This window comes from Enterobacter sp. 03-F-07-AD-ECC (assembly GCF_047530935.1).
GTDB lineage: Bacteria > Pseudomonadota > Gammaproteobacteria > Enterobacterales > Enterobacteriaceae > Enterobacter > Enterobacter cloacae.
Genome location: NZ_JBLKBZ010000029.1, coordinates 23,739 through 39,747, shown reverse-complemented (window position 1 = coordinate 39,747; position 16,009 = coordinate 23,739). Strand labels below are relative to the sequence as shown.

13 protein-coding genes and 1 pseudogene are annotated in these 16,009 nt (G+C 41.3%); 4 read left to right on the top strand and 10 right to left on the bottom strand.

The features are described 5' to 3' along the window. Positions 1-86: 86 nt before the first annotated feature. The 7 genes and pseudogenes from ACMWKA_RS23460 to parM all read right to left on the bottom strand — a co-directional run. A pseudogene (locus tag ACMWKA_RS23460) lies at positions 87-3,728 on the bottom strand (hypothetical protein); the annotation flags it as partial. A gap of 119 nt (positions 3,729-3,847) precedes the next feature. Further along, positions 3,848-4,402, bottom strand: coding sequence for a plasmid transfer protein (locus tag ACMWKA_RS23455; protein WP_000235773.1), 555 nt, complete (start codon positions 4,400-4,402; stop codon positions 3,848-3,850). Between the two features lie 8 nt (positions 4,403-4,410). Continuing rightward, the gene (locus ACMWKA_RS23450) at positions 4,411-4,836 is read right to left on the bottom strand and encodes a hypothetical protein (protein WP_000836981.1); all 426 of its coding nucleotides are present in this window, start codon (positions 4,834-4,836) and stop codon (positions 4,411-4,413) included. After that, the gene (gene hdtA, locus ACMWKA_RS23445) at positions 4,826-5,278 is read right to left on the bottom strand and encodes a H transfer determinant A (RefSeq protein ID WP_000952689.1); all 453 of its coding nucleotides are present in this window, start codon (positions 5,276-5,278) and stop codon (positions 4,826-4,828) included. The genes ACMWKA_RS23450 and hdtA overlap by 11 nt, the downstream gene beginning before the upstream one ends. A 604-nt stretch (positions 5,279-5,882) precedes the next feature. Beyond that, positions 5,883-6,851: an IS5-like element IS903B family transposase gene (locus ACMWKA_RS23440; protein ID WP_031942297.1), complete on the bottom strand. Its 969-nt coding sequence runs from the start codon at positions 6,849-6,851 to the stop codon at positions 5,883-5,885. Positions 6,852-6,872: 21 nt separating this feature from the next. Then, the gene (locus tag ACMWKA_RS23435) at positions 6,873-7,385 is read right to left on the bottom strand and encodes a hypothetical protein (RefSeq protein WP_031942296.1); all 513 of its coding nucleotides are present in this window, start codon (positions 7,383-7,385) and stop codon (positions 6,873-6,875) included. Positions 7,386-7,396: 11 nt separating this feature from the next. After that, complete coding sequence (gene parM / locus ACMWKA_RS23430) at positions 7,397-8,434, bottom strand: plasmid segregation protein ParM domain-containing protein (RefSeq protein WP_000818954.1); 1,038 nt, start codon at positions 8,432-8,434, stop codon at positions 7,397-7,399. 363 nt (positions 8,435-8,797) lie between these two features. Between parM and ACMWKA_RS23425 the strand changes: the two genes are divergently transcribed. The 4 genes from ACMWKA_RS23425 to ACMWKA_RS23410 are packed head-to-tail and all read left to right on the top strand — an operon-like array spanning position 8,798 to position 11,478. Further along, positions 8,798-9,745 (top strand): metallophosphoesterase, encoded by a 948-nt coding sequence (locus tag ACMWKA_RS23425; protein WP_000718595.1) that lies wholly within the window; start codon positions 8,798-8,800, stop codon positions 9,743-9,745. Then, positions 9,742-10,578, top strand: a complete 837-nt coding sequence (locus ACMWKA_RS23420) for a hypothetical protein (RefSeq protein ID WP_000700976.1) — start codon at positions 9,742-9,744, stop codon at positions 10,576-10,578. Before ACMWKA_RS23425 ends, ACMWKA_RS23420 begins: the two co-directional genes overlap by 4 nt. Further along, positions 10,571-11,092, top strand: coding sequence for a hypothetical protein (locus ACMWKA_RS23415; protein ID WP_000598517.1), 522 nt, complete (start codon positions 10,571-10,573; stop codon positions 11,090-11,092). The genes ACMWKA_RS23420 and ACMWKA_RS23415 overlap by 8 nt, the downstream gene beginning before the upstream one ends. Continuing rightward, positions 11,089-11,478, top strand: coding sequence for a hypothetical protein (locus ACMWKA_RS23410; RefSeq protein WP_000815011.1), 390 nt, complete (start codon positions 11,089-11,091; stop codon positions 11,476-11,478). Before ACMWKA_RS23415 ends, ACMWKA_RS23410 begins: the two co-directional genes overlap by 4 nt. Before the next feature lie 61 nt (positions 11,479-11,539). On the opposite strand, the gene ACMWKA_RS23405 is transcribed toward ACMWKA_RS23410, so the two are convergent. The 3 genes from ACMWKA_RS23405 to ACMWKA_RS23395 form a co-directional block, all read right to left on the bottom strand. Further along, positions 11,540-12,544 carry a ParB family protein gene (locus ACMWKA_RS23405; protein ID WP_031942295.1) on the bottom strand — a complete coding sequence of 335 codons (1,005 nt, stop codon included), beginning with the start codon at positions 12,542-12,544 and terminating at the stop codon, positions 11,540-11,542. Beyond that, positions 12,541-13,794: a ParA family protein gene (locus tag ACMWKA_RS23400; protein WP_001050364.1), complete on the bottom strand. Its 1,254-nt coding sequence runs from the start codon at positions 13,792-13,794 to the stop codon at positions 12,541-12,543. The genes ACMWKA_RS23405 and ACMWKA_RS23400 overlap by 4 nt, the downstream gene beginning before the upstream one ends. 1,128 nt (positions 13,795-14,922) lie before the next feature. Continuing rightward, the gene (locus ACMWKA_RS23395) at positions 14,923-15,084 is read right to left on the bottom strand and encodes a hypothetical protein (RefSeq protein WP_001371949.1); all 162 of its coding nucleotides are present in this window, start codon (positions 15,082-15,084) and stop codon (positions 14,923-14,925) included. Between the last annotated feature and the right edge of the window lie 925 nt (positions 15,085-16,009).

Genomic DNA, 16,009 nt, shown 5'->3' with positions numbered 1-16,009 from the left:
TCAATCATTCGGACTCCAACGACTAGTCTAAAAACTAGTATTAAGACTATCACTAACTTAAGTGATACCAACTGTCTGGAGATTCAGGGGGCCAGTCTAGTAAATTCTTTGGTGTCACCTTCATCTTTAGTGATTACCAGATTCTCTTTGTCGTAGATCCATTCACGGGAATAAGTAACACCAGGATAGTCTCCATCCTTAATACCGCTCAACGCAACGCGTAGGGTGGTCGGTGCCATGTCGTATTTAAGTTTGGAGCTTATTTTCATCTCGGGAAATTTATAAACCCACGATTTGACAGAAACTCTACGGGTAGAAACCGTATTCTCCTTATTGTCCGCTAACCATGCACTGTATTCAAAAGCAGCATATCCCTGTTTATCCAACATTTGCTCAGTAAGGGTAACAGACAGTGAAGAGCCCTTAAATGTCTGGCCATCCGGTGTTTTCCATTCTTCAACTACGTTATTACCATTCTGGTACTTACTGTTAGGGTTCGTGAACTTACCTTCCAAAGTAACTTTTTGACCAACCTCTACCTTTGAAACCCCCGTTACCGAGACAGAAAGGCGCTTGGGTTTTGCGGCTGCCAACCGAGCAGACGTTTCCTTCCATGAAGACTCCTCTGCCAGTTCATCGGAATCAAGGTAACGCATCCGGGCATAAATCGTAGACGGTAGGGTATCAGCTGAAGCCACAGTGTAAGTTGTATCTCCCTGCACCCAGTTGACTTTATCCTCTGACCAGAGAACCTCAGCGGTGCCTGCTGGTATAGGTTCATCGTTATCAAGCAGGGTTACAGGTATATCTGAGCCCTGAAGAATGTCTGTAACATCTATACTGAGCTTAGGCTGCTTGTAGGTAACTACCGTTAAGGCATCTGTGTAGGAAATCTTGGATGTGAATTTATTAGTCATTTTTGCCCTATAAAGCCACTTTCCTACTTCTGTCTTTTTGATACTTACACTTCTCTTTCCGGTCATGTCGGAAAGCATGGTCCAGGTTTGACCATTATCAGAGGACTGCTGCCATTCGGTGGGGGCGAGTGCATCAGAGTTAGCCGTACTGGCAGATTTGAAGCTTACCAGAGTACTAAGTGGGATCCTTCCGATAATAAGGCTTTTCGACAGGTTACCCTCCAGTTCCTCACCTTTATAGATTCGAATGCCTACAGCACTGGTCTCACGTTTCATTTCAAAATCAGAGAATGGCGATCTGACCTTAGCCACACCAACCAGACGCATATTACCCAGATCCATATTTTCAATTTTAATCTTGGTTTCGACAATGCCCGCATCATTGACCGGCAATGCTTCAGTCAGCGCAGTTCTTTCGTATGTAGTTTTATAACGGCCTGTTTCTGGATCTTTGCCGTATACACTTTTTTGAGAGTATATCGTGACGTCCCATTCTCCCATTGTTTTACGGTCAAATGCACTTTTACGTGTGGAGTTGTTATAACGCCCCACTGTTACCTTTAAGGGCACTTCAAGAGATGTGGCTGTTTTTTTGTCATCCACTTCCATCGATGCTCGAATATTGAAATCAGGCACCGTATATACGTTGAGGGTGTCTGTAGTTCTTAATTCTGGATCCTTTGAGTATTCTACAGCTATGTCAAAGACGTTCTTTGTCCACAATGGTGCAGCAGCAACCTTGACCCTTTGTACAAAGGTCGTTGCATCGTTGTTTGAGGAACGATTTTTAAATGACGTTTTGACAGCCTCAGAGCCGTTTTGAGAGACGATCATCGTAACGTCAGCTGGTACCACCTTCGCTAATATTCGAGCGGCCTCCCCCCCGGTCGTATAAGCCAGAGCAGTGTTCGGATTGATGCCTGCTATGACTTTATTCTTTTTGTAAGAGATGATCGGGTTGTATGGTAATTGTGTGGTCAGAGTACGGCGATTCCTTGCGGAAACCGCTTTAGAGCCCTTCCCGTTAATCATATAGACTTGATAGTCGAGCAGATTCTCACCTGTTTTATTAAAGAATCCAGTTAGACCCGGGGTACGTCCTTTAAAATAGAACTCCAACCCATCAGGGACATTGTTCCACTGAGGGTAGCATGCTGTAACATCTGATTTTTCCCCATACCAGGCGAGGTAAGCATTCGCATTTTCCTCTGTGGTAAACAGAGTGCATTTATCACCAGCTGTTTGACTAAGCAGGTCCGTATACTGACGTACGCGCGAGTAAAGAGTTACGTTTTTTTCCAGATTCTTAAGAGTGAATCCAGTAGGTTGATAAGTGAACACGGTACTGAAATTTACGTTTTTTCCATAAAGGTTTTCAGCCACCACAGTAATCTCGTGATCCGAATTAACTGCTAAATCGTCTCCAACCGGCAGGTAGTAAATACCTTTATAATTTGTAGGTGTTAACGAAACTACTTTGTTGTCTATTGTTACTGATTTTATGTCAGCAACCCCAGCCTGCCCCTGGAAAGCTGCAACGATAATCTCGTTCAGGAAGTATACGGGTGCTCGTTTAGTTAATACCTGCCCATCTTTGAGAACCATAAGCGTTGGGTTATCAGACAGCATCAGTTTGCTTTCAGGCTCAGTGTACGTAGAAGAGTTTTTGCTCGTATTTTCTACTGTAAAAGTCGCTGCGTAGGACCCGTTTATAAGATCCGTTAAGTCAAAGATATAGAGGTACTCATCACCGACTTTTTGAGGTCCACTTACCGGCTGTAAAGTTCTACGTAAAGGGGTTGCCCAGGACTGTTTGAAATCAATCTCAGTGCCATCATCTAAAGTCACTTTAGTCGTCGGCTTAAACACGCCATCCGGAGTCATAGTGAGCGACATAGCTGTTGGGAGCCACCATTCACCTTCTGTTTCTTGCTGGGGTACCTTAACGGCCACAGCAACGGTTTTGGCTCCGGTATAGATGTCCTGGCCACCTACTTTGATTGTTTTAGCCTCATCGGTAAAATTCCAAAGTGTATGGTCTACTACAGGAGGCCGATAATCCCAGTTAACAACAAGCTTTTTGGATTCAGGAGGTGCGAAATAATTATTCTTAGAGTTTGCTGTAATTGTGATATCACGTGAACCCAAAAGTTCATCTGTATCACTGGCCTTAATGCTTCCAACTTCAATGGTACAGGAAGTTCCGCCAATAGGTACTTCACAGGCGGAGCCTGAACCTATTGAGATGTATTGAATATAATTGCGGGGTTCAACAGAAACAGCGATATCTTTGATCGCTTCATCCTTTAAATACGATTTGAAAGAAAAGCCGTCATAGACTAATCCGTTCAGGGATGATTTAAGACCGGTGATAGTTGGTTTTACCGGTGCCACACTTTTGATTGAATATTCACCTTTTACTATTTCAACTTTTTTCCGTTCAGAACCAGAGAAGTAAGAAATCTTGTAAGGTAGTTTTAAATCACCGGTGGTGTTGGGAACGCCTGAAAGAGTGAAGCCGTTAGAAGTTAATCCCAAGGTATTGGGTAACCACTCAAAAAAACAAACGAGGTTATCAACAGAGGAAGTCGCTCGATCATCAACCGTTACATTACAGGCTGTGCCTGCACCTGAGGCAGTGATAGTGTTAGAATTAACGTATGCAACAAAGTCGCCCGGCCCCGGGTCAAAGGATACGGCTGGCAAATCAGCCTGTAGCTTTCCTGAAATCATAATCGCTTCAGCATAGACCGCTTTAATCGGAGCAATTAAAGAAAACAACAGGGCTAAACCTAAACCTGATTTTCTCATGACGAATACCTGTTTTTCTGAGCAAAATTAAACTCACTTTACGATGAAAAACAGAAATATCCGTTCGTATAACATTTAAAAAAACCTGTATTTTTCCGTATATTCCGTATGTTAATGCGCTATTTTGAATTCTTGGCTTCAGATAAGCGAAGCGCGGTAATTATAGACTCGGAGCTTACCCAGGGCGTTTTTTGAGCAAGATATCCAAGTATGTAGAGGCCAATTTTAACGCAATCCATTTGTGAGACGGGGACCATGTGCATGAAGGGTTTTAAGCCATCTTTATCGACTGGAACTATCCCTGCGGATAACAACAAACCGCCCCTCTCGTTTGGGGTAACGCTTATATTTTTGTATACGACGTGGCCATGATGTGAGGTTTTCCTCTTATCAATCTTTAAAGTATGCATGATTCTAAGAAATACAGATGCCATCTGCATAACTTCATTCGTCGACAATTTTAGAAGTACAGAACGGTTTGAGCCCCAGTCATAATCTTTTTTTGCGTTCCTTGGAGCGACGTGCAATGTAAGATAATAATTATCAATCTCATTTGAAAAAGGTGAAGGTTTTGATGAGCTAACATCTTCATTGTTCATCTCAATGACAAGGGCTGCATCCTGACCAAATGCTTTAACATTATGGTTTTTAAGAGCGAAGTCTGAAGTTGCCATATAAAAAGTCACTTTTGATAAAACCACATACCGCCTAATGATTCATCATCGGCAAGATGCTTGAAATTTGATAGTGTAAATCCTGTTTTGGTTTCAGAAATCACCAGGCTGTAAGATGCCGTATGTACAAGGCGAGAATTGTTTAGATCAAGATCATCACAAAAACCAGGGCTTTTGACGGGGTCAGCCTTTTCAACAAAAGTTACTTTTGAAGCGATGCCGTTGATCACGATTTTCTCGTTATCAGCAATTTTAATGTTTAAAGAAGGCGAGCTTTTATCACATGGCAGGAAGAGTGATGTCTTTTTAAATGTGTTTCCAGTGAAGTCCAAAAGGTCAGGTTTAACCGGAACATTGTTTAGGATTTTATAAACTCCAGCAAATGCACATAACACAACAAAACCAGATAAAACATATCTAATCTTAGACTTCATCCCCCAGTTCCTCTCCTAAAAGTTTTAACGCGCTTACGCACATAAGCCTCAACTGATACAGTAAGTTATCAGCGGTTATTCCACCAACGAAGGTAACTGTACGTCGTATTGATGCTCCGCCAGGCTCGCACTGGATATGGCCAATACCAGAATCACGGAGGAAGTCATTTTCTGCACTTACAAGGTCTGACTCTACAGGTGGAATGATAACTTCAATGAGTATTGTATCAACTGGGGCCCACTCCCAATCGAACTTAAGAGAGGAAATTGGGGATATAGAAACAAGAAGCTCATCAATATTAAAAATTACGGGTTTTATTCCCATAACCTCAGACTGAATGAAGTGGCTTTCTACCATAACTACCGGAAACTCTGAAATAGTCAGAACTCCGATTAACTGGTCTCGGCGTAAACCATGTATTAGTGAGTTGCGAGATAGCATTCGATCAGCCTTTATTATAATAATCAATCATTTGGGACAAGGACAAAAGGGATTACAGAAACGAAGATTCTACATGAACATCGTTGTCAGTGACCTTAGGTCCATCGGGTATAAGGGTATCAAAAAATCCTTACATAACCATTAAACCACAAAGACTTTTTACGTAAAATAATAATTAAGTACCAGATTTATTAAGATAATTCTTAGGTTTTTTACAAATTTAGGAAAAATCCGCACTTCCTGTAACAGCATCCAAATTAACCTAAAATACCGTTTCATTAACAGTAATTTTACAGATTCAGCTGAAGCCTGAGTTTATTATAACAAAAAAAAGGCCAGCAAGTATGCTGGCTTTCCTGGTAAGACAAGTTGAACTCAGAAGTCGATTGTACTGTCTCTCACCTATCTTGCCAAAGTCGCTAGTCGCTTGTTTGCCTTAGCTTTAGATTTTATGCTTATGGAGGCGGTTTGATTTTCATCCGATACTTTTTCTAGCACTGGCACCACAGAGGAAATGGACTTTTCTTTTGAAATTTTGGATGCACCTGGGCTTTGTTGAATAAATCAGATTTCGGGTAAGTCTCCCCCGTAGCGGGTTGTGTTTTCAGGCAATACGCACGCTTTCAGGCATACCTGCTTTCGTCATTTTGTTCAGCGCTCGTACCAGGGCCATAGCCTCCGCAACCTGACCATCGTAGTCACGCAGCGTCAGTGAACCCCCGAACAGCTGTTTTACCCGGTACATCGCCGTTTCCGCTATCGAGCGACGGTTGTAATCTGTTGTCCATTTCCACCGCGCATTACTCCCGGTCATTCGCTGATTAGCCACTGCACGGTTACGGTCTGCATATTCACCGGGCCAGTAACCCGCACCTTTTCGGGGAGGGATAAGCGCGCTGATTTTCTTACGCCGCAGTTCATCGTGACATAGCCGGGTATCGTAAGCGCCATCGGCGGCGGCTGACCTGATTTTCCGGTGGGTTTGCCGGATTAACCCGGGGAAGGCCTCTGAGTCCGTAACATTGTTCAGCGACAGGTCAGCGCAGATGATTTCATGTGTTTTACTGTCAACGGCGAGATGCAGCTTACGCCAGATACGGCGGCGTTCCTGGCCATGCTTTTTGACTTTCCACTCGCCTTCACCGAAGACCTTCAGCCCGGTGGAATCAATTACCAGGTGTGCGATTTCACCCCGGGTGGACGTTTTGAAACTGACATTAACCGACTTTGCCCGCCTGCTGACACAGCTGTAATCCGGGCAGCGTAGCGGAACGTTCATCAGAGAAAAAATGGAATCAATAAAGCCCTGCGCAGCGCGCAGGGTCAGCCTGAATACGCGTTTAATGACCAGCACAGTCGTGATGGCAAGGTCAGAATAGCGCTGAGGTCTGCCTCGTGAAGAAGGTGTTGCTGACTCATACCAGGCCTGAATAGCTTCATCATCCAGCCAGAAAGTTATGGAGCCACGGTTGATGAGGGCTTTATTGTAGGTGGGCCAGTTGGTGATTTTGAACTTTTGCTTTGCCACGGAACGGTCTGCGTTGTCGGGAAGATGCGTGATCTGATCCTTCAACTCAGCAAAAGTTCGATTTATTCAACAAAGCCATGCACCTGAAGAAAGTGGGCTTTCAGATGGTATAGAGGTATCGCTTCCCTCATTTTCAATCTTCACACCAAAGCAGGCATGTTCCTTTTGTACAAGGAAGGTTTCTTTTACAGAAACAGAATCCTGCTTTGAATTATCTAATTGTAGAGGTGTTAAATACTCCATAAACTTTTGATCTAAGACATTCTCTAGCAATACATTAATAGGAGGCTTAGGTTCAGTATCTATAGTATTTCCATCATTCAGAAACCTATTAAGATCTGCAAGTGTTAATCTTTCGTTTAAACCATTTATAAAATTTGCCAAGTCAGGAAATAAATTATTTAATACCAACCCGGTACTAATAGCCGACCTAATTAAATCCAGTTGGTCACCCCTATGACAAAGTTCTGTTTTTTTCAAGAAACTATAAACATAGGGTGCTTTTCTTTCGGATATCCAGAAAGACCGGATCTGAATCCGGTCGTTATCTGCCTTATTTGAGATAGGGTATTTAGCCATGTTCTAGCTCATTATTCTGAATAAATAGTATCAGCAATTGCCAAAGATAATGCGAACTGCGGATTGTCTACCATGATAACTTTAGCCGTTTCAAAATGTTTACGAATAGCTGTTTCGATGAGATATGAACCTCCCCCAACAAGGAAAACATTATGAGGCCTCTCTTCGACTTGTGTAACCGCTCTGATTACTTTACTTTGCAACTTCTGTACCGCAGAGTTTACCGCATCAAAAACACCGTCACGCTTGTCCTCTGCAACCTTCAAAGCTGATTTATCATGACGATTATCAACAAGATGATGAATGTAAGCATTACTCGTATTCAGTTTCTCAGATTCAAGATACCTGCTGATCTCATCGTAAACAATAGAACAACCAATACGGTCAAAACCTTTTACTTTCGAAATCTGTTCTAATTGCCCAGTAATACTTGCAACATCAAGAGTAGTACCACCAAGATCAATTACCAAACTTGATTCAAATGAAGCAATATCCTCAATTTCATCTGCCCGGGTCACAGCTGGTAAAGATTCAGGGAAAACAGTCACAGACAAAACGTTAAAAGAATAGCGTTTACCGTCAAGATAACGCTCTACTGGTTTCATCAGATTATCTTTTTTTCTCTGAATATTTTCAATATTCGTTTCCCCTAAAGCAGTATAGAACTGGCTAAGTGGTAAAGTAACAAAGAGGTGAACATCCTGAGGAACTAAACCAGAAGCATGAAGTGCATGGTGAACATTTAACCGGCTAATTTCATCGTATTGGTGAGATACATCAGTCGATTCCAGTGAGTTACTAGATTCGCTGTGATGCGAAAACCTTTCCAGCCCATCAATAAGATAGTTAAAAGGATTGAGACCCTCATGGCGAACACGGAAATCTGGAACAAAACTATTTTGTGTAAGCAAGGGAACTAATTCGTTTCTTTCATTAAGACAAACCAGTTTTGCAGCTTTACTTCCATCATCGACAACGATTTTTAAAGCTTCAGTGATATCCTGCACTGATGGTGAAACAGGACTTTCAGATTTTAATAGTTCAGCCATAAAAACTCTCTTTTATTAATAGGACCATATTAGATATTAACTTTATACATTAATGGTGACCTATTATCAACATTAACACTATTAAAAAAATACGTAAGTCTATGTTATTTCAGCATCCTTCCATTTTAAACACCTTACCGTTAAATTTCCTGTATTCATGTATTAACCATGTTTATAAAGGAGCCAATTATAATCAGAAAGTTACTTTGCATCCTAAGTATGAACTGTTTGAGAGCCAGGACTGGGGCCTTTACCTGTAAGTAACAAAGGTCCTTAGGCTTAGAATCCAAAATGACGCCTTTTTGTAAAAAAATCATAGTTCGAAATACCGTATCATCGATGTAAACATACGTAGAGGAATTTATGGCAGCTGAGCACGTCCAAACTATAGACCTTACAAACTTCTCCGGAAGGATTTTCTTTCTGGCAGATCCTCATGGACATTACTCTGCGCTGTGCAACTTGATCCAATCAGTTACAAAGCCAGAAGAAGAGATAGTAATTTTCTCTACTGGAAATTTGTTTGACTATGGGCCGGAACCCATAGAATTGATGAAGGCGATAAACAGTGGCTTTTTCGATGGACGTTTTGTGAGGCATTTCTCAGCTGCCGGAGCCGGAGAAGAAATGTTAAAAAAATTGTTACCATTAAACAAAGACCGGAGAACATTTTACCCCAGCACATACCTCAATGAGAGATGGTGTGTAATGGGCGGAAAGTGGCATAAAGCTGTGAATCGTTACTATTTAGAGGAAGAGGTAAAAAAACTTCTTAATACCCAGCTTGGTACGATGATGCAGATTTTACTAAAAGGCGATATAAAAATTGGGGTTTGCCCTTCTGATTACGCCCCTATCCGCACATCATTCACTGATACTTATAATGCGCTTCAAGCATTCAACTATGCCAATGTGAATATTTTTCAGAGCCAGTTTCTATTCGGTATGGACCATGCCGTAATACCAATGATGATAAATGACGTCAACCTTATGGTCCTAGGTAGGAATCCTGTAAACAGCATTCGAAAAGCCCATGGTCGTACTCAAAACAATCTTCCAGTACTGATCGGTAATTGTTTGCATATAAATACTGGATCACTCTATATGTCAAAATTAGAAGACCAGGTAATAGTTGCTCCGGGTATACCGCAAACTGACTCACCAGCACTTACATTAGTAGAAATAATCATGAAGAACAATCCAGTTTTATTGTGTCATCAGCTAATACAAACAACAAACAAGTTTTATTCACTTAAAACCTATCCTTTAGAACTCGATTCGATTGAAAACAACATTGAGGTAACAAGATGAAGATAAATTGGAAGATTATCTCAATTTCAACATTACTTTTGCATCTTCACGCAGCAGCTGCACCACATCAAGAGAAAGAGCATAGAAAAGATGCTTTTTCTTCTGCCGCACAGAAAAGTGATTCACTTATATCTGCTAAAGCGGAGCTTATAAACGGAAGGTGGTTTATAAATGGTAAATATAGGCCTGTTCTAAAGACCAGCATGACCAAAACCAATTTCTTAGAAATCATGAATGTTTCAAATAAAGAATCACTTTTTATTGTGATACCAAAACTTGAGTATAATATCATTGCCAAAAATAAAATCTTACTAAATGAAAAAATTGCATTAAGCGAAGGCACATCCGGAAAAAGCATTGTTTGGGTCGAGCCAAAATCAAGTCTAACTATATCGTTTATAAATGACCTTGCTAATACGCCCCTTCAGGCTATCGTTTCGATCACAAGAAACAACAAAGATATAATTGCCATCTTTGGACCGGATCAGGGTAAAGGGTTTACTCTTCCCGGAAATACGTCTAATGATCAAGTGTCCGTTCCTGACTATTCTGACCTAAATATAAAAAAACTTAACATACCTCAAAGTGTTGGTAATCCAGTAACCATCAATCCTAAAGAGAAGAATTACCTCTTAGTTGGACAAGGAAAATATGAAATCTTATCTCTTCCTAAATATCAACATTTAGTATTTTCTGAACCCGTTTATATTGAGAAAAGAAAAAATATCCTCGGTGGTTATGGTTATTGGACGAAAGAAACAATTCTCTACCCCGGTGAATCATTATCTTTTATAACGAGCGCCAAAAACAATCTAAGGAAGCGGGATGATTAAAGTTATCACACTTTTATTGTTTGCATTACTGACTGGTTGTCAGTCAGTAGAAAGTAAAATCGAAGAACTCCCGACAGTTGGTTTTGACCCTATTCTATACAATAAAAGTGAGGCCTTTACTGACGGAAAAGTTACTTTACGTGTCGAAAGTTCAGGAACTGATGTTTGGCTTGTCGCCAAGAATGGAACCAGAAGTTTTATTGAGCTTTCAGGCCTAACGCTAGGTGGTAGTCGTTGTGCTTACAATGCCCGTAGTAAGCAACTTTTGCCCCCAGGCAGCGTAAGCACATTCGTAGTTCCTACGGTTGGAATGCTTGGACTTTGCTTCAACAATGAAGATCAACTTATGTTTATTAACCGTGCTTTTAGCAGAATCTCTCCCAAAGCAAAAGGAAAAGATTCGCTTTCGCTTTTATTTTCTGTTAGTTACGATTTTCCCGGAAAAGCGGACCTAATTACTAACCACGATTTTCAAGAGTTATATCTTTTATTTTTGAATGAGGATAATCTATGAAACAAACATTAATTGTTATTTTAATATGTTTTTGTCACACGGCTTTAGCATATCCATACCGTATCTATACTGTCCCGGAAGGGGCATTAGTAAAAAACATACTAACTAATGAATATCTAGGAAAAACCCCTGTGGTTGTGGACGTGAGCAATACCGAAGCTGGTTCTACTTTTGGGATTTCATTATTTAGACATGAAAATGTTGCTATAAAGATTTTTACAGTAATGCCTTCAGCAGAAAATAATTTTGCTGTTTCTGGACCTGACGTTGCAACTATGTCATTGCCGGGAAAAGCACCTTTAAACGTAGTAAATGATGGGAATGGCGCTTCTGTTCATATAGAACTAAGACCTTATATGTCAGAACCTGCGCACACCCCATATTAATATAACAAGAAATTAAAAATATAAATCATATGAACTGCATCATAAAGATGCAGTTCAATATTTATTCTGGTACTTTTAATTTTTCTTTTATGAACTCCTCTAGTTCCTTAATAAAACCCGCATTTATCCTATTGAATTCAAAGCGAATTTTTCTACCAGTATTGTTTTTACTGATTCTTGCATACTTATCTTTGTTATCAAAAGTAATAAGATCACTTGTTTCCCATTTTGTGGAATAAGTTTTTTCACAAACACTTTCCACAGATTGTGTGATTTTTTCCATTACAACTTTTTGAGCAACCTGGAGATCTCCAATGTCTAAATCTTTTGTTTCCTCTTTAACATTATCTATTACTTCATCTAAAGGAAATAGATTTTTTTGCACATATTTCTGTAAACGAGACAAGCGACTATAATAGGAGTTCGGGATTCCTTCATAATCCGGGAATAAAGAGATCAATGTTTCGTCAATACGGGCCGCCTGGATTCTTTTGGCTACCGATACATGACTAATCCCAAGATATGCTGCGAGTTCTTCATTAGTAGAAAATCCTTTTTCTTCCATTTTTTTGATAAATTGAAACCCAACTTCTCTATATGAAAATTTTCGAGATGTTTGTGCTGCGGATATAATTGAATTTATATCATCTTCGGTTAGTTCATCCGGAAGAACCCACAGGGGGAGATCCTTTTCTGCCTTTATACAGCAGAAACGTCTGCGACTTCCTTCTATTAATAAATAAACCCCATCTCTTTTTACAGCGATCCCTTCGGTATCGACCCCTCTTTCTTCAATCTGCTTAAGAATATCTCTAACAGAATAATCTGTAAGGGCTTCTTGATTTCGTGGGTTCGCTGGATGGACTAAGGTCTCCTTCTCCACTCTCTGGGCTGGAACAATCACATGTTCCGCTTCAAGTCTCCGGCCCTTATGAAGAGTGAATAACTTTTTTATGCGAGGTGCTGTTTTCAAACCCGCAAGACCTGAACGGTGACCGACTTCTGTCCGCTTTGGTGCGTTTAAATATCGAGATTTATCATTCCCGATATGTTGCTCATCGCTCATGCGTTAACTCCTTGCTTAGCTGAAAAACTTTTTATTTCATTTATAAATTGCTGATATACCTGTAATACAGATTCTTCTGCGACATCAAGCTGCTTTGCGGAACAAAGTTCCTCTGATTTTTTGATATCAAGCACTGTACGCCCTTTGGAAGCAGCTGCCTTAAATGCTTCAGAATTTTTTATGTTAGCGGACATCAAAAGGTCCTGAACAGTTCTGATTAATTTATCCAAAACTATTCTTTCATATGGACTTTTGTCATCTACATTGACAGCAAGAACTTTGAACCATTTTAAATTGTCGCCCTTACTTGGTGATTGTTTAAACCTTTCACTTATTGTAAGCATGAAGTCTGTAGTAGAGGCGTAATCATATTCACGTGGTGACACTGCGACAAGAATCCCATCGGCCGCTTCGTCAGCAGCCCAGATCAAAGGTGAATCTTCAGGTGGAGTGTCTATAATAATCAAATCATAGTTCTGCTTCAGTACCGGTAAGATAACTTCCTTGAAACGTAGTAACAAAGACGTACGTTCTTCTCTAGAACATTGCCAGTATTTATCTTTAAAACGAGCATCTGTCGGAAAAGCCGTTATTACGTCCAAGTTTGGCAGATGCGTTGAAAAAGGCATATTAGTGATGATTTCTTCTTCAGAGAATCCTGAATCTAAATATTTTTTATACTCAGAATTTTCTTCATAAATTCCAAGGATTGCATCAATTGCTGTAAGGAAGACATCATCTTCTGAGACACTTTGAATCATGCTGCTTCCAATCGAACCTTGTGGGTCCCATTCGATCATTAATACACGTGCATTGAGTTGTAGATCTAAAGCAGCTGCTACTGCTAAAGCTACAGATGTAGTGCTTTTCCCTGTACCGCCTTTATGATTCTGAGTAACAATAGCTCTGCTAAAGTAATGATCGCGGTACTTGGGATAACCCAGGGCATCCATTATTTTTTGAACATCCCAGCGGGTGTAAAGATGATTTTTGTTTTGATAAATAGGTGCACCAACAAGTTCTTTTTCTTCTAAGTCCGAAAGTATTTTATTGAACGTTACTCGTGACTTCCCAAAAAAATCAGAGAGATTTTTTTTATTCAAACAGTGGTTATAGATCAGTCTATCAACACCATCAACACTATCATCAGAAACAGATACTCTTGATGAAGCCATCAGAGATTCCTTTAGAGAAATCTGCTCGCTTTTCATGCGCTGACCAACGAGGGCGATCTTTTCAAGTAAATTCATGGTTATGACCTTTTTGCACTGAAAACCGACTTTTACGCATATATGTAAACTTTACGTATAATGCGTCCATTTCCTTGTTATGCGTACAATTCTATCCTTAGTTTCAATCTTAAGCTAATGTTTGTTTACTTTTTTATGATTTTTTGTGAGCTTAACTTGCAGATGTGAGCTCAGACTCTCTAGTCCATACCTAATGCACAACCTGTTTAAACCACGATTCTTGTCTCCTTCTCTACGCTTTGAAGTTAAGAGCTCCATTAATGAATCTTCACGCCTACCCTATTTCTTGCTTAGACCCTAAAATCTATCTCACCGGTGTGCTGATATACGTTTCCTAACTGTGAACCGTTGTCGTCAGTCCAGTCTAAAGATATGAGGTGTTAATCTCTTGAGGAGGCACACTACGAATTATGGGAGCAGAGTTAGCAACCTCACCCCGAAATGAAACCCAACTTAAGGAGGCAACCCCAGTGTGGAGATTAAGGGGGTTAAATCTGCCAGCGGCTGACAGTGTCCCAGCTGCTGCTCAGTCACACCACGCCCTGATTTAATCCCCTGCCCGGTATTGTAATGACCGAAAAAAACCCGTGCACTGGTGTCGGCAGACCGGCATGCATGAATATGACGTTAATCTGTATCAGCAGGCACTTTTCGCATAATGGGAGCAAGTGATAGCAACGCCGCCCAGAACGGAATGCCAACATCAGGACTGAACCCAAGTTTGGCGATTAAGGGGGTTAAATTTGCAAGCGGATGACAGTGCCCCCAGCTGCTGCTCAGTCACACCACGCTTGATTAAATCTCTCGCCAGGTCTTGTTTTGACCGAAAATAGCCCAAGCACTGATGTCGGCAGACCGGCATATAGGAATATGACGTTAATCTGTATCAGCAGGTACATTTCGCATTATGTGAGCAAGTGATAGCAACCCAGCCCGGAACTGAAGGCCAGCATGAGGACAGAACCCCAGTTTGGCGATTAAGGGGGTTAAATCTCACAGCGGCTGACAGTGCCTTCAGATGCTGCTCAGGCATACTACTCTCCCTGATATAATCTCCCATATGTTCTTGAGATCGTCGGAAATCGCCCATGCACCGGTGTCGGCAGACCGGTATGCAGTAATGTGAATTTAATCTGCATCATCAAGCACATTTCGTATTATGGAAGTAAGTGTTAGTAAACCAAAGCCCGCCCAGAACGGAAGGTCAACATCAGAACAGAATCCCAGTTTGGCGATTAAGGGTGTTAAATCTGCAAGCTGCTGACAGTGCCCCAGTTGCTGCTCAGTCACACCACGCCCTGATAGAATCTCCTGCCCGGAAATGTGATGACCGAAAAAAGCCCGTGCACTGGTGTCGGCAGACCGGCACGCAGAAATATGACGTTAATCTGTATCAGGAGGCACATTTCGCATTATGGGAGCAAGCGATAGCAACCCAAGCCCAGAACTGAAGGCCAGCATCAGGACAGAACCCCAGTATGGCGATTAAGGGGGTTAAATCCGCCAGTGGCAATAAGATCCCGAGCGGTGTTTAAGAAATATTTCCCGAAGGACAATCTTCCGCTCGTACGATGAATATAGTGTTCAACCCGGGAGAGGGATCACTTAACCTGCTTAGCCTAAATCTTACGTCATTCTCTAAACGGAGTTTAAGCTTAATGGTCCTGAGAAAGTTAAAAGGACTACCCATAATGACGGTTTGAGATGGCGAATAAGGGTTTTTTCTGCCAGCGGCTGACATTGCCCCAGCTTCTGCTCAGTCACACCACGCCTGATTAAATCTTCCGCCAGGTCTTGTTATGACCGAAAATTGTCCGTGCACTAGAGTCGTAAGACCTGCATACAGGAATGAGGCGTAAATCTTTATCAGGTGGCAAGGTTCGCATCATGGGAGCAAGGGTCTTGAACTGGAGGTTAACATCATAAAATCCCAGATTGGCGATTAAGGGTGTTAAATCTGACAGCGACTGAAAGTGCCTTCAGATGCTGCTCAGGTATATTACACCCTGAAAAAATCAAGCATCTGTGCTTGCGAATATCGGAAAAGGCCATGCACCGGTGTCGGCAGACCGGCATGGGCAATGAGACGTTAATCTGTATCAGCTGGCGCATTTCGTATCATGGGAACAAGTGTTAGCAACCCTCTCCAGGACGGAAGGACACTATCAGGACTGATCCCAGTTTGGCGATTAAGGGGGTTAAATCTGCCAGCGGC